Below are 15,016 nucleotides of genomic sequence, written 5' to 3'. Positions count from 1 at the left end.
AAATGGCAATTTTAGCATTTCAGAAACCAGACAAAGTGATCATGCAGAAATCAACTGATTTCGATGGCATATTTGAATTTCGTCCTTTAGAGCCCGGTTTCGGTGTAACAATTGGTAATGCCTTAAGAAGAATTTTACTTTCTTCATTAGAAGGCTATGCTATTACTACTATTCGTTTTTCAGGCGTTTCGCATGAGTTTTCTACCATGAAAGGTGTTGTAGAAGATTTAACTGATATCATCTTAAATTTAAAGCAAGTACGTTTTAAGAAAACTGGTGATTCTGGTGATGCTGAAAAAGTATTTATCATTGTTAACGGTCAGGATCAGTTCAAAGCTGGTGATATCACTAAATTCTCTAACAACTTTACAGTATTAAATCCTGAGCATGTTATTTGCAATATGGATAAATCTGTTACTTTAGAAGTGGAATTAACCATCAATAAAGGACGTGGTTATGTACCTGCTGAAGAAAATAAAGTTGCTGATGCTGTTGTAGGTGTTATCGCTATCGATTCGATCTACACTCCAATGAAAAACGTAAAATATACAATTGAAAACTTCCGTGTTGAACAAAAAACGGATTATGAGAAATTGGTATTAGATATTTCTACAGATGGTTCAATTCATCCTGAAGAGGCATTAAAAGAAGCGGCTAAAATTCTTATCCAACACTTTATGCTATTCTCTGATGAGAACTTAGTATTAGAATCTCAAGCAAAAGAAGAAACTAAAGAAGTTGACGAGGAAATTTTACACATGCGTAAAATCTTAAAAACTGAGTTAGTTGATATGGATTTATCAGTTAGAGCATTAAACTGCTTAAAAGCTGCTGATATTCGTACTTTAGCTGATTTAGTATCTTACGACGTTGCTGATATGTTGAAATTCAGAAACTTTGGTAAAAAATCTTTAACTGAGATTCAAGAATTAGTAAAATCAAAAGGTTTATCATTTGGTATGAACCTGTCTAAATTTAAATTAGACGAAGAATAATTCAGTATTCAGTTAACTGTTTTCAGTTCTAGAAACTGAAAGCTGTGAATTGAGGTTGAAAATTAAATATTATTTCACAGTGCATAATTCCCTCAGCTTAATTGCAACGAGACGGTATGCACTCAATTAAAAAACAATGAGACACGGTAAAAAAGTAAACCACTTAGGTAGAACCGCAAGCCACAGAAAAGCGATGTTAGCTAATATGGCTTCATCACTTATTTTGCACAAAAGAATTACAACAACTTTAGCTAAAGCAAAAGCTTTACGTATGTATGTTGAGCCAATTATCACTAAATCTAAAAGTGATACTACACACTCTCGTCGTACTGTATTTGCTTACTTACAAGATAAAGAAGTAGTAACAATTTTATTCCGCGAAATTGCTGAGAAAGTTGCAAACCGTCCGGGTGGTTATACACGTATCATTAAATTAAATAATCGTTTAGGTGATAATGCTGAAATGGCTTTAATTGAATTGGTAGATTACAATACTGTTTACGGTAAAGATGTAGAAGCTAAAGAAGAGAAGAAAACAACTCGTCGTGGTAGAAGTAAAACAGCTGCAGCACCTAAAGCTACAGAAGCAAAAGCTGAAACTACTGAAGAATCTGCTCCCGTTGAAGAAACTCCTGCTGTTGAAAAAACTACAGAAGAATCAAAAGGAGAATAGTTTAATTCACTATACTTTAAGTTTTGAAAAGTCCTGTTCACTCGAACAGGACTTTTTTTGTTTACAATAATATCCTTTAATCAAACGTTTGCCTCATTTTTTCATTACAAAGCGATATTTCAGTTCGGTATCTATAAATTAGCCTAAATTAATATCTGTAATGACATTTAAGTTTATCTTCATCTGCCTGCTTTGCTTTGCATCTTCTTTAAATGCGCAAACTTTAAAATATACAAATGGAAACAATCAATGGAATGCAGATTCTTTAGGTAACCATAGGGTTATTGTTCTTTATAATGGAAGTGGAAGGGTGGCACATACCAAAATAGATTGGAGAAGAAGAGACGAACACCCAGAAAATAAGAAGCTAATTATAAAAGATGCAAATGGCAATGACGTTAAGGTTTTGGGAGTTGAAAACTTTAATCGTGAAAGTGCAGATATTTATTTTGAAGCCACCAACAGAGGTAAATACTTTGTTTATTACTTACCTTATAAAAATGAAGGTAGAAGTAATTATCCCAAAGGCGTTTATTTAAAGGCGAATTACACTGCCCCCAATAAATCTAACAAGGTACCTGTTAATTCACCTGTTTTAGAAATTCAATCTGTTGATGCATTTAACTCTTTCTATCCTATGGAAGTTATTGCAACAGCGAAAGAAACAGTTGCTTTAAAATCAAAATATGCAGCTACATCTTTTATCGTTTTTCCGGAAGATAGAATGTATCCCATCAAAATGCAAAACGATTTGCCCTATCGGTGGATACAAAAGGGAGTGTCTAAATCTTTTTGTGGCTCTGCTAATAGAGGTGAAAATTATGCATTTCAATTGGGTATTTATGCTTTAAAAAACTTGCAAAATGTTAAGGTTACTTTTGGAGATTTAAGAACATTAAAAGGAAAGGTGATTCCATCAAAATTTATAAACTGTTTAAATACAAACGGCACTAGTTATAACAATAAACCTTTAACACAAGTTGTAAATGTGGCAGCAGGAAAGGTGCAGCCTATGTGGATTACAATTGATATTCCAAGCACGACAACTGCCGGTATCTACAATGGAAGGTTAACAATTAAATCAAACGGTGAATCAAGCATTGTAGATTTAAAATTGACCGTATCCAACCAAGTTTTGGCCGATGCCGGTGTTGGAACTCCGAGTAAACAAACCCGTTTAACTTGGTTAAATTCTACCATGGCGCAAGCAAATACTGTAGTAGCACCTTACACGCCGCTAACAGTTGAGGGGAACATGATTTCATTGCTCGGCAGAAAATTTGAAATTAATGCAGATGGCTTCCCAAAACAGATACAAACTTTTTTTAATGATGAGATGACCGCTTATTCCGAAAAGCCAAATAATATATTATACGAACCTTTTCATTTTCATTTTTACAATACACCTAAAACTCAAGAGAAATTTACGTCTAGTAATTTTCAAATTACAAATAAAGAAGCGGGAATAGTAAAATGGGTGGCAACAAATACCTCAGAGAATTTAGAAATGGATTTGGAAGGTGCATTAGAATTTGATGGCTATGTGCATTATGTTGTAAAAGTTACAGCATTAAAGGATGTAAATTTTAGCAATATTAATTTCCACATTCCTTTTGAAAAGAGTTCTACAAAATACCTGATGGGTTTAGGCGAAAAAGGCGGAGTAAGACCAGATACTTTAAAATGGAAGTGGGATGTAGCAAATAAAAATCAAGATGCAGTTTGGATTGGTAATGTTAACGCCGGTTTATATTATAATTTGAGAGATGAAAACTATGTTCGCCCGTTAAACACCAATTTTTATTTGCAAAAGCCTTTGTTGCTTCCAAAATCTTGGGGGAATGAAAACAAAGGTGGTATCCAGATTAATGTAAAAGGAAGTTCGATGCTGGCTGATAATTTTACAGGGCCAAGGACTATGAAAAAAGGTGATGTGCTATATTATAATTTTAATTTGCTAATAACTCCTTTTCATTTATTGGATACTAATTTTCAATGGGATAATCGCTTCTATCATAAGTATGGAGATTTAGATTCTATTAAATCGACTGGTGCTACGGTTGTAAATATTCACCACGCTACGCCAATCAATCCTTGGATAAATTATCCTTTCATTGAATGGGAAAAGATGAAAAGTTATGTTGATAATGCACACCAAAAGGAATTAAAAGTCAAAATTTACAATACTGTTCGCGAGCTTTCCAACCATGCTTACGAGTGGCCGGCTTTGAGAAGTTTGGGTACTGAAGTTTATTCGCCAGGAAAAGGTGGTGGTTTCAGTTGGTTGCAGGAGCATTTAGATTCTAATTATATCGCTGCATGGTTTGTGCCTGAGATTAAAGATGCAGCAATCATTAATAGTGGAATGAATCGTTGGCATAATTATTATGTGGAGGGCATGAATTGGTTGGTAAATAATGTAGGTATTGATGGTGTTTACTTAGATGATGTTGCTTTTGACCGAGTGACAATGAAGCGGATAAAGCGTGTTTTAACGCAAAATAACCATCCAGGCATTATTGATTTGCATTCAGCAAACCAGTATAATAAAAGCGATGGTTTTAACAATAGCGCCATTTTATACATGGAACATTTCCCTTACCTAAACCGATTGTGGTTTGGTGAATATTTTGATTATGAAAAAAATAATCCTGATTTCTTTTTAACGGAGGTGAGTGGAATACCTTTTGGTTTAATGGGAGAAATGCTACAAGATGATGGAAATCCGTGGAGAGGAATGATTTATGGAATGACGAGCCGCTTGGGTTGGTCGGACAAGAGCGACCCAAAACCATTGTGGAAAGTGTGGAGCGACTTCGGGATTAAAGACTCGAAGATGATAGGTTACTGGAGCGAAACTGCCCTGTTAAAACTGATAATCCAAAAGTTTTAACTACGGTATATAAGCAAAAGAATAAAGTGATGGTTGCCTTGGCAAGTTGGGATGAAAGTGATACTAAGATTAATCTGGCTATTGATTGGAATAAGTTAGGTATAACAGCCGATAAAGCGAAAATTTCAGCTCCAAATATCGATAAATTTCAATCAGCAGGAAATTACTCTGATGGAAAATCTATTTTGGTTGAAAAAGGGAAAGGTTTGATTTTAATTATTGAATAGTAGCTTTAAAAACGGATATAGTATATACGTCACTTCGGTAAATAGGGAGAAATCTTTGAATTGATTACAAAGATTTCTCCGCTATGGTCGAAAAAATGAGCTTGCTAAATTAAATTTTTACATTTTGCATGCCGTATTTTTTCAAAACATCATCAGGTACTCCAGCCCACTGATTGGGTGCATTACCAGCATAACCAATATCCTTAACGCCAATTTCAGTTGTATAAAACCCAGATGCTGTTAAGTCTCTCATTCTATTAAAAAAAGCAACTCCTGCCTGCATTTCTGATCGTGCTTTTTTAGGATAAGCAATTTCATCAACTACTGATATTTGTTCACTTTCTGATGCCTCAATAAATGATTTGTGGAATTTATTAAAACAATAAATATCTAACCATTTTAGGCCACCACGCATTGGCACTTTATGATCAGGGATATCTTTTACGATGAATTCGATAAACTCAGGAACTTTCGCATCCGATGCGCTTCCTGAAACGTCATCTTTGGGAATTATTATATCTGCCAAAACTGTAATTGTAGCCATTTCATGTTTAGTGAAAAATGTTTCAGATTTAAGGTTTTTGTCCCTGTCCATTTCCCATTGTTCTCTTCCTGCTTCTTTGGCCGTTTCCTTAGGCGCTGCAACTTCAGTTTTGGTTTCTGGTTGTTTGCAGGCTTCAACCAATACAGCTGTACTTAGTGCTGTTATACCTAATGCTTTTATGGAATCACGTCTGTTCATAATTCTTAAATATTTTGTTTTTTCTTTTCTGCCAAAATATATTCAGCGGTTCTCATTGATAAGGCTAAAATGGTCCATGTTGCATTTTTATCACCTTGCTGTACGAAAGGGCCAGCATCAACAACGAATAAATTTTTACAATCATGCGCCTGACAGTATTTGTTTAAAGCGGATTTTTTAGGGTCATCGCCCATGCGGATTGTTCCAACCTCATGGATAATTTTTCCTGGATTTAATAAGCCATAATTTGTATCTGCTCCATGAATTTCGGAAGTAACTACTGCGCCCATTTCTTTCATAATAGAAAGGAAGGTTTCTTGCATGTGTTTCGCCTGGAGAATCTCTTCTTTAGCCCAGGTATAATTAAATCTTAGTACAGGAATACCATATTTATCAACCATACTAGGGTCTATTTCGCAATAATTGTCTTCCCTAGCAATCGCTGTTCCTCTACCAGCCATTCCTACATTTGTACCATAGAAGCGACGATAATCATCTTTTAAAGATTTACCGTAACCTCCTGCTTCTTTTTTGTTTCCATTCCGATCTGGAACCATTCCGTTTATTTTTGAAACGCCTCCACCAAATCCGTATGATGGCATACCCATTCCTCCGCCATATTCAATGTGATAGCCACGGGGAAAGTTTAGCTTTTTATTATCCAGCCACCAAGGCGAATAAATGTGCACACTCCCTAAGCCATCCTCATTGTAACGTTTCCTATCCATTAATTGAGGTAAAAAACCAGAAACGCCAGCACCAGTAGAGTCGTGTAAATACTTTCCAACTACACCACTGCTGTTAGCCAGGCCACCTGGGTGAGCAGAAGATTTTGAGTTTAAGAGAATACGAGCTGATTCGCATGCACTAGCACCTAAAATAACCAATTTACCATTAACCTGATATTCTTGTAGATCTTTTCTATTAACGTAAGAAACACCTTTTGCAGTTCCATCTTTATCTGTGATTACCTCACGCACCATAGCATCGGTGATTACTGTTAAATTACCAGTTTTTACAGCAGGGATAACTAGGCAGGAAGAAGATGAGAAATCACCATAAACCTTACAACTTCGGCCACATTGACCACAATAAAAGCAAGGAGCACGGTCGTTATTTCCCTTTATGGATTCTGTCATTACTGCTCCACGGCCTGTAATTACTTTGACACCTGCTTTTTCAGCACCTTTTTTTATAAAAAGCTCATTCAATCTTGGTTTTGGTGGTTTCATAAATATCCCATCAGGTTCATTTTCTAAACCCTCTACCGTTCCATAAATGCCTATCATTCGGTCTACCTTGTCATAGAAAGGCTTCACATCATTGTAGGTAATTGGCCACTCATCTGTTAAACCATCAGTTGGTTTGAAATCTTGCGGACCCATTCTCAATGAAATTCTACCCCAATGATTCGTACGACCGCCAAGCATACGCGACCTAAACCACTCGAATTCTGTTTTATTTTTTTGAGTATATGGTTCTCCTTCTAACTCCCAGCCACCATACGAAGCATCAAAGTCTCCAAATGGACGGGTTGTTCCTGCACCACGACGAGGAGATTCCCACGGCCATTTTAATTGATGTGAATCCAATCTTGGGTCGAAATATTGACCAGCTTCGAGCATTAAAACTTTTTGGCCTGCGTTTGCAAGTACGTAAGCAGCCATACCACCACCCGCACCTGAACCAACTACAATGGCATCGTAAACAATTGGCGATTTTTTTATTTGAAAGTCACTCATGAATTAAGTTTATGAAAATAATCAAAATCCTAATCTAAAACTAAATTTTGGAAATAGAAAATACATTATCAATCATTTTCTATTTTGGAATCATTACAGATTAATGTTGATAATTTTTATTCCTAAATCGTATTAGTTATTTTGGTTAAGCGATTCTCAGTTTATAATTATTTATTGAATTGAAAAATTTTCAACATTCGGGAGATTTTCTTGGTCGCTCATTTGTTACATTATTTCACGAGATTGCGCTCCAAATAAAATGATTTATCTTTGTGGTATAAATTTAATTGATGGTATTTTCAGAACATTTAGAACAATTCATATCTGCAGTAGAAGATAGCTTAAATTTGCAAAACTTTGTAAAAATTACTTTTGGGAATTATAAAGGTGAAGAAGAGGCTCTGAAACAGATTTTGGTAAGAAGGGTAATCATTAAACGTGAAGATAAATTTGCATTTACCTTTCGATACAAAACCCGCGATGTTGTAAAGAACTTCGATTTAATGGAAGTCTTAAACTTAGTTTCTGAATATATACAAACTGGTTTTAAAATTGGAACATTGTTCACCACAGAAAAGGATTTGGTTTTTGAAGAATTGAACAATGGAAAAATTGTTTTAAGAGAATTGCCGCCATCAACTAAGATTATTCCAGACGGTAGTCATGATAAGGAGAAGTTGAGATTAATTAAAGCAGAATCTAAATCATATTTAACTGCACTAAAGATTACAGATGCTGATGGAAAAGTTTTTAAAAATGCCCAGGATAAGTTTCGTCAGATTAACCATTATATCGAAATATTAAGCTCTTTAATTAAAGAATTGCCTGATGGAACGATTAAAAAGGTGGCAGATATGGGTTCGGGTAAGGGTTATTTAACTTTTGCTTTGTACGATTATTTACATTCGGTTTTGAAATTAAATTCTGAGGTTGTTGGTGTTGAATATCGTCAGGATATGGTTGATTTATGTAATGATGTCGCAATGAAATCTGCTTTTGATCAACTAAATTTTGTGCAAGGAACGATAGAAGATTACAATGCAGGAAATGTAAATCTACTAATTGCGCTTCATGCTTGCGATACTGCAACAGATGATGCCATTTTTAAAGGTATTAAAGCTGGAGCCGAATTAATTGTAGTTGCGCCTTGCTGTCATAAACAAATCCGCAGAGAGATTGAAAAAAACAAAGTAAAAAATGATGTTTCGTTTTTGACCAAGTACGGCATCTTTTTAGAGCGTCAGGCAGAAATGGTTACTGATGGGATTCGTGCTTTAATTCTGGAATACTTTGGATATAAGACTAAGGTTTTTGAATTTATTTCTGATGCGCATACGCCAAAGAATGTATTGGTTGTAGGAGTTAAGAAAAGTCCGAAGTCTTTAATCGGAAGTCCGATAAGTGAGGAGCAAATGGTAGTTCTACAGAAAATTAAAGCGAGTAAAGAATATTTTGGGATTGGCTATCATCACTTGGAAAGATTATTAGAATTGTAATAACAGACTTCTAGAGGTAACGGAATAGATTTTGAGAATTATGCACCATATAGGAATGTAAGAAGTAAAGTCGATCTTAACATAGATCCAGTTTACATGATTCTTAAATATCTTATACAGTAAAAATCGAAACTCTTATCTTGTAATCCTGCCTATCCACGAAAAATTACAAATGCAATAAAATCAACGCAATTAATGCTGGTACGCTTTGTACAAAAAGTATCTTTTTACTTGCTGTTGCTGCTCCATAAATTCCTGCAATTAGAACACAGCTTAAAAAGAATATTGCTACATAGAATTTCCATTGATGGTCGCTAATGCATAATGACCAGATTAAGCCCGCGGCCAAAAATCCATTATACAATCCCTGGTTTGCTGCCAATACTTTGGTTTGAGGAAAAAGTTCTTTGGGTAAAATAGTAAAAACTTTCGGTGCTTTGGTTGTCCATGCGAACATTTCTAACCAAAGGATGTAAATGTGGATAATGGCGATTAAGCCGATTAAAATTTGTGCTGCTAGTTGCATATTATTTTGTTTGGTAAAATGAAGATACAATTATTTTTGGGTTTGCCTTATCCAGGCAGGCTTTTACTTTTTTCTTGATAAAAAAGTAAAAAAAAATTAAGACTTGCGAAGCTTTGTTGTAAATTCTCAACAAATCTTTAGGCATAATCCTAAGCCGTGTGAACTCTTCTGGCAATTTAAGATTTGTACAACATTCTTAGTATTTCTTATTTCACTGGTTTATGAAATAAAATTGAAATAAAGATTTATTGGTATTTAATTCCAAATCTTCTAATGCCAGTTCTCGCTACTTCGAAAGTTTTTATTGTGGCAATAATATTTGTTAAATAATATTCTGTGCTTTTAACCGAACATTTTAGAAGAAATTTTTATACCTTCAGTAACCACATTTCTTCTTTATTTTCAAGGAGGGTTGAGGTAGTTTTTATGGAGGTGAGTTTTTTCTTACCCAAGAGCTTCAAACTTCGTTCATAAACCCGATGGAAGCGAACACGAAGTGTAACGGAGTAAAGTGGACAGCGGGGCAGGTGTTCCCGAAAAGATTCTAACTTTCATTTTCAAAGTATTTTCTAAAATTTAATTTTCACTCCAGCTTTTTGGCTTTAATCTTTAGTCTTCTTTCTGTCACACTGTCAGTAATCTATCGCCTCCTTTTTTACATTTTATCAGTCTTTTAGCAATAATATCTGCCAAACACCGATTGGCACAAGCATTGTTTAATAGCAGTAGAAATTATAATACTTTAAAAGAGAAATTAAAAATACAATGGGAAAAATTATTGGAATAGACTTAGGAACAACAAACTCTTGCGTGAGCGTAATGGAGGGCAATGAGCCTGTAGTTATCGCAAACAGTGAGGGTAAACGTACTACACCGTCTATTGTTGCTTTTGCAGAAAACGGTGAGCGTAAAGTTGGCGAGCCTGCTAAACGTCAGGCTATAACCAACCCAACAAAAACGATATATTCGATTAAACGCTTTATGGGTAACAGCTTCGACGAAAGTGCGAAAGAAGCCGGACGTGTACCTTATAAAGTTGTTAAGGGTGATAACAACACACCTCGCGTAGAAATCGACGACAGAAAATATACTCCACAAGAGATTTCTGCAATGATTTTACAAAAAATGAAAAAAACTGCTGAAGATTTCTTGGGCCAGGAAGTTACTGAAGCGGTTATTACTGTACCTGCTTATTTTAATGATGCACAGCGTCAGGCTACTAAAGAAGCAGGTGAAATTGCAGGTTTAACTGTAAAACGTATCATTAACGAGCCAACTGCAGCTGCTTTAGCTTATGGTTTAGATAAAGCACACAAAGACATGAAAATTGTTGTTTTTGATTGTGGTGGTGGTACGCATGATGTTTCTGTTTTAGAATTAGGTGATGGTGTTTTCGAAGTAAAATCTACTGATGGTGATACACACTTAGGTGGTGATGACTTTGACCACATTATTATTGATTGGTTAACAGAAGAATTCAAAGCTGAAAACAGCATGGATTTGGCTAAAGACCCAATGGCTTTACAACGTTTGAAAGAAGCTGCAGAGAAAGCTAAAATTGAGTTATCGAGCACTACATCAACTGAAATTAACTTACCTTATATTACTGCTGATGCTAGCGGACCGAAACACTTAGTGCGTACATTATCTCGTGCTAAATTTGAGCAATTGGCTGGCGATTTAATTAAACGTACTATCGATCCATGTAAATCGGCTTTGAAAAATGCAGGTTTAAGCACAAGTGATATCGATGAAATTATCTTAGTTGGCGGTTCAACACGTATTCCAGCAATTCAGGAAGCAGTTAAAGCTTTCTTCGGTAAAGAGCCAAGTAAAGGTGTTAACCCAGATGAGGTTGTAGCTATCGGTGCTGCTATTCAAGGTGGTGTTTTAACTGGTGATGTTAAAGATGTATTGTTATTAGACGTTACGCCTTTATCATTAGGTATTGAAACTATGGGCGGTGTGATGACTAAATTAATTGAGTCTAACACAACGATTCCAACTAAAAAATCAGAAACTTTCTCAACTGCAGCTGATAATCAGCCATCAGTAGAAATTCATATTTTACAAGGTGAGCGCCCTATGGCTGGTCAAAACCGTACAATTGGTCGTTTCATTTTAGATGGTATTCCACCAGCTCCACGTGGTGTGCCTCAGGTAGAAGTTGCCTTTGATATTGATGCTAACGGTATTTTACATGTAAGTGCTAAAGATAAAGCTACTGGTAAAGAGCAAAAAATCCGTATCGAAGCATCATCTGGTTTAACTGATGCAGAGATTAAGAAAATGAAAGAAGAAGCTGAAGCTAATGCTGCAGATGATGCTAAGCAAAAAGAAGAAGCTGATAAAATTAACGGTGCTGATGCATTAATTTTCTCTACTGAGAAACAATTAAAAGAGTTTGGTGATAAATTATCTGCTGATAAAAAAGCACCAATCGAAGCTGGTTTAGAAAAATTAAAAGCAGCACACTTGTCTCGTAACTTTGCAGATATCGATGCAGCACAAGCTGAATTGCAAAATGCATGGAATGTAGCTTCAGAAGAAATGTACAAAGCTGGTGAGCAACCTCAAGGCGGTGGTGAACAACCACAAGCTGATGGTCAGCCTCAAGCTGGTGGCGATAATGTTACTGATGTTGATTTCGAAGAAGTAAAAGACGAAGAGAAAAAATAGTCAATCTTTAGTTTTTAACTGACAATTTTCAGTTGAGTAACCATAAAAAAAGCGTCCCGATTTTACATCGGGACGCTTTTTTTTAATATAAATTTTTGTTGTATTGAATTTCAGAAGTTCTTTAGCATTTTAATGCTGTAAATTAATGAAAGGTGATAACAAAAATAATCCAGATTATTTTGGCATTAAAACGCCATCGATAACGTGTGTAATTCCATTGCTGGAAACAACATCGGCAATGGTTACGTTTGCACCGTTAATCATCACTTTACCATCTTTAACAGATACTTTAAGTTTACCACCTTGTACAGTAGTTAACTCTTCACCATCTTTCAAATCTGCAGCTTTTAAAGCACCAGGAACTACGTGGTAAGTTAAAATTTTAGTTAAATCTGCTTTCATTTCTGGTTTCATCAAACCATCTAAAGTAGCTTTAGGAACTGCTGCAAATGCTTCGTTTGTTGGAGCAAATACTGTAAATGGTCCTGTACCGCTTAAAGTTTCAACTAAACCTGCTTGTTTTACTGCTGCTACTAATGTTGTGTGATCTTTAGATTCAATTGCGTTTTCTACAATGTTTTTTGAAGGCACCATCATTGCGCCGCCAACTTCAACACCGGTTTCTGTTGCTGTAGTATCCATTGCCATTGCACTAGAATCTACTACTGTACTGTCTGCAGATGAATCTTTCTTAGGAGAACTACAAGCTACGATAGAAGCTAAAAATGTTACACCCATTGCTAGACTTAAAAATTGCTTTTTCATGCTTTTTGTTTTTTGTTTAAGTTTATAATTGGAGTACTTACGATAGAAATTGGCAAATGGTTTTTTCTTAAGAAAAAAACAAGTAACATTTAGATTGCATAATTTAATCCTTCAAAAACTAGATATTCACGCTTTTTCAATTGCCTGTCTGAAAAGAGAATCAAATATCTAATTTTTCATTATTCAAGATTTACAAATTCTCGTCGATTATACTTTGCAATTCTTTTTCATTTGCAGAAATTTCCTGAAGTAACTTAAATTGATTTTTAGTTCTATCCAAATTTTGTGTCGGATAATTTATTGGATAATAGCGGTTTCCGTTCAAAAAATCGGTTAAAAAGCGTAAGGCCTGCATGTAGATTATATATCTGCCAGAAAATAAAATTAATTCTTTTTCTGTATCAGTTAGGATGTTTTTCATTTCAGATAAATAACCTTTAACCGTAGCTTCAAAATAACTTAGGCGTATTTTAACTTTATTTAAATCAATTTCATTTTCTGAAAACGCACAGAGATAAGTACGCAACATGTCGCCTAAGTCTGAGATGAATTTACCTGGCATAATCGTGTCTAAATCGATAACACAAATGCCCTCGAATGTTTTTGAGTTAAGTAACACGTTGCTAATTTTTGTGTCGTGGTGTATTACCCGATCTGGGAAATCTGCTCTGTGAGAATAAGATTTAAAGTAATCTAAAATGTATTTATGTTCTAAAGCATTATCAATTTCGTATTTTGCTTGCGCTTTTAGTTCTTTAGATGTTTCGTTTAAAGCAGATGTAAATTGGTCAAAACGGAAAGCTAAATCATGAAAACCTGGAATTGTTGGTTCTAAAGCAGACGCCTTAAAATTATTCAGCAATCGGCATAGTTTTCCAAACTGTTTTGCTGCTTCGTAAGCTTGATCTGGTTCGCTTAGTACGTCTAACGAAACCGTATTAGGAATATATGGCAGCATTCTCCAGTACTCGTTATTAACCAGAGCCATTTCTTCCCCATTAATCGTAGAAATTGATTTTATGAAAAGATAATCAGGATATCTTTTAAACAGGTAATCCGCAATTTTTTTGAGATTATCAGCAATTGCATTTGGATTTTTAAAAACTGAAGTATTAATGTTTTGAAGGATATATTGTTTTGCTTCTGCTTGGGTAGAAAGCAAATAAGTACGGTTAATTAAACCCGTACCTATTTGTGCAATTTTAATATTTTGTTTATTGTACCCGTATGCTTTTAAAACTTCAGAATCTAAATTTAATTCCATAGTTTTTCAGGATATGTTCCGTTTTTAACCAATTGGTTAATACTATCTTGAACATAAGGTTTATCTTCTTTATAAGTTACGCCGAACCATTTATTTGAAGTCGGTACTACTTTAAAAGTTGCTTCTCCACTTTTTACTAAGTTCTCGCCTATTAAAGGAATGAAGAATTCGGCTTTAGGTTTATCCTTATTGGCTAATGCAAATTCTACAAATAATTTTTCTGTTATTTTGAAAACAGCAGGGGTAAAGCCCCAAAAATTCATCGAAACTGGGGTGTCAAAACTTAGTGGAAATTCTTCACCATCTTCTTCATAAAATATTTTATCATCTTTCGGATAAACTTTTGTGCGTTCTACAATTTCTTCCAGATTGCCTGATGCATCTACTTTACAAACACCACGAGAAACAGCACCAAATTCTGAAAGTGTTTTGCCAACCTCATAACCTATGATGGAGAAATTACTCTCTGAAGACTCATCAGACAGGAAATCGACCATTTTTTTAAATGCGTCGTATCCGTAATAATCATCTGCATTAATTACACAAAATGGTTCTTTTACCACTTTTCTTGCCGAAAGAATTGCGTGAGCCGTACCCCAAGGTTTTTCTCTATATATTTCTTCTTCTATGCCAAATTGTTTTAAATCAAAGTTTTGGAAAACATAATCCGTTTCAATTCTTCCATTTAATTTTGGTTCGAATATGGCTTTAAAGTTTTCTACAAATTCTTCTTTGATAATAAATACAACCTTGCCAAAGCCGGCATTGATTGCATCGTAAATCGAATAATCGATAATGGTTTCCCCATTAGGGCCAAATCCATCAATTTGTTTCATGCTTCCGTAACGGCTTGCCATTCCGGCAGCTAGGATTAATAACGTAGGTTTCATATTGCGAAAATAATAATCCCTAATTGATTTTTGATTAGGGAAGCGTTTAATTTTATTTAATGACTAAAATAATTTATTAAGATCCTGATTTTTTTTAAATAAAGCAATAATAGGTTTATTATTG

At 34.9% G+C, this 15,016-nt stretch carries 10 protein-coding genes and 1 pseudogene; 5 read left to right on the top strand and 6 right to left on the bottom strand.

What is annotated here, in order from left to right:
* Positions 1 to 2 precede the first annotated feature (2 nt).
* The 3 genes and pseudogenes from IEV50_RS00465 to IEV50_RS00455 all read left to right on the top strand — a co-directional run bounded on the left by IEV50_RS00465 (position 3) and on the right by IEV50_RS00455 (position 4,788).
* The gene (locus IEV50_RS00465) at positions 3 to 995 is read left to right on the top strand and encodes a DNA-directed RNA polymerase subunit alpha (RefSeq protein WP_056097531.1); all 993 of its coding nucleotides are present in this window, start codon (positions 3 to 5) and stop codon (positions 993 to 995) included.
* Between the two features lie 136 nt (positions 996 to 1,131).
* Positions 1,132 to 1,668 (top strand): 50S ribosomal protein L17, encoded by a 537-nt coding sequence (gene rplQ, locus IEV50_RS00460; RefSeq protein ID WP_188411291.1) that lies wholly within the window; start codon positions 1,132 to 1,134, stop codon positions 1,666 to 1,668.
* A 160-nt stretch (positions 1,669 to 1,828) separates the two neighbouring features.
* Positions 1,829 to 4,788, top strand: a pseudogene (locus IEV50_RS00455) (glycoside hydrolase domain-containing protein).
* A 109-nt stretch (positions 4,789 to 4,897) separates the two neighbouring features.
* Here the strand turns inward: IEV50_RS00455 and IEV50_RS00450 are convergent.
* Together IEV50_RS00450 and IEV50_RS00445 are read right to left on the bottom strand one after the other, a co-directional pair.
* A complete protein-coding gene (locus tag IEV50_RS00450) occupies positions 4,898 to 5,530 on the bottom strand; it encodes a gluconate 2-dehydrogenase subunit 3 family protein (protein WP_188411289.1) in 633 nt (210 codons plus the stop codon).
* Positions 5,531 to 5,535: 5 nt separating this feature from the next.
* Entirely contained in the window at positions 5,536 to 7,272 is a 1,737-nt protein-coding gene (locus IEV50_RS00445; RefSeq protein ID WP_188411287.1) for a GMC family oxidoreductase, read from the bottom strand.
* A gap of 290 nt (positions 7,273 to 7,562) precedes the next feature.
* Here IEV50_RS00445 and IEV50_RS00440 point away from each other — a divergent pair, with 290 nt between their 5' ends.
* Entirely contained in the window at positions 7,563 to 8,768 is a 1,206-nt protein-coding gene (locus IEV50_RS00440) for a class I SAM-dependent methyltransferase (RefSeq protein WP_188411285.1), read from the top strand.
* Between the two features lie 166 nt (positions 8,769 to 8,934).
* Here the strand turns inward: IEV50_RS00440 and IEV50_RS00435 are convergent, their stop codons facing one another.
* Positions 8,935 to 9,294, bottom strand: a complete 360-nt coding sequence (locus tag IEV50_RS00435) for a DUF1304 domain-containing protein (protein WP_188411283.1) — start codon at positions 9,292 to 9,294, stop codon at positions 8,935 to 8,937.
* A gap of 765 nt (positions 9,295 to 10,059) precedes the next feature.
* Between IEV50_RS00435 and dnaK the strand changes: the two genes are divergently transcribed.
* Positions 10,060 to 11,973, top strand: a complete 1,914-nt coding sequence (gene dnaK, locus IEV50_RS00430; RefSeq protein ID WP_188411281.1) for a molecular chaperone DnaK — start codon at positions 10,060 to 10,062, stop codon at positions 11,971 to 11,973.
* A gap of 174 nt (positions 11,974 to 12,147) precedes the next feature.
* Here the strand turns inward: dnaK and IEV50_RS00425 are convergent, their stop codons facing one another.
* The 3 genes from IEV50_RS00425 to IEV50_RS00415 all read right to left on the bottom strand — a co-directional run bounded on the left by IEV50_RS00425 (position 12,148) and on the right by IEV50_RS00415 (position 14,892).
* Positions 12,148 to 12,738 (bottom strand): fasciclin domain-containing protein, encoded by a 591-nt coding sequence (locus IEV50_RS00425; RefSeq protein WP_188411279.1) that lies wholly within the window; start codon positions 12,736 to 12,738, stop codon positions 12,148 to 12,150.
* Between the two features lie 190 nt (positions 12,739 to 12,928).
* Positions 12,929 to 14,002, bottom strand: a complete 1,074-nt coding sequence (locus IEV50_RS00420; protein WP_188411277.1) for a phosphotransferase enzyme family protein — start codon at positions 14,000 to 14,002, stop codon at positions 12,929 to 12,931.
* The gene (locus tag IEV50_RS00415; RefSeq protein ID WP_188411275.1) at positions 13,993 to 14,892 is read right to left on the bottom strand and encodes a nucleotidyltransferase family protein; all 900 of its coding nucleotides are present in this window, start codon (positions 14,890 to 14,892) and stop codon (positions 13,993 to 13,995) included. The genes IEV50_RS00420 and IEV50_RS00415 overlap by 10 nt, the downstream gene beginning before the upstream one ends.
* Between the last annotated feature and the right edge of the window lie 124 nt (positions 14,893 to 15,016).

The organism is Pedobacter mendelii (genome assembly GCF_014635725.1).
GTDB classification, from domain to species: Bacteria; Bacteroidota; Bacteroidia; order Sphingobacteriales; family Sphingobacteriaceae; genus Pedobacter; species Pedobacter mendelii.
This window is presented reverse-complemented; position numbering and strand designations above follow the sequence as displayed.

Coding starts and splice junctions, on each gene's coding strand:
- IEV50_RS00465 (WP_056097531.1), top strand. CDS start 3: ATGGCAATTTTAGCATTTCAGAAACCAGACAAAGTGATCATGCAGAAA.
- rplQ (WP_188411291.1), top strand. CDS start 1,132: ATGAGACACGGTAAAAAAGTAAACCACTTAGGTAGAACCGCAAGCCAC.
- IEV50_RS00450 (WP_188411289.1), bottom strand. CDS start 5,530: ATGAACAGACGTGATTCCATAAAAGCATTAGGTATAACAGCACTAAGT.
- IEV50_RS00445 (WP_188411287.1), bottom strand. CDS start 7,272: ATGAGTGACTTTCAAATAAAAAAATCGCCAATTGTTTACGATGCCATT.
- IEV50_RS00440 (WP_188411285.1), top strand. CDS start 7,563: ATGGTATTTTCAGAACATTTAGAACAATTCATATCTGCAGTAGAAGAT.
- IEV50_RS00435 (WP_188411283.1), bottom strand. CDS start 9,294: ATGCAACTAGCAGCACAAATTTTAATCGGCTTAATCGCCATTATCCAC.
- dnaK (WP_188411281.1), top strand. CDS start 10,060: ATGGGAAAAATTATTGGAATAGACTTAGGAACAACAAACTCTTGCGTG.
- IEV50_RS00425 (WP_188411279.1), bottom strand. CDS start 12,738: ATGAAAAAGCAATTTTTAAGTCTAGCAATGGGTGTAACATTTTTAGCT.
- IEV50_RS00420 (WP_188411277.1), bottom strand. CDS start 14,002: ATGGAATTAAATTTAGATTCTGAAGTTTTAAAAGCATACGGGTACAAT.
- IEV50_RS00415 (WP_188411275.1), bottom strand. CDS start 14,892: ATGAAACCTACGTTATTAATCCTAGCTGCCGGAATGGCAAGCCGTTAC.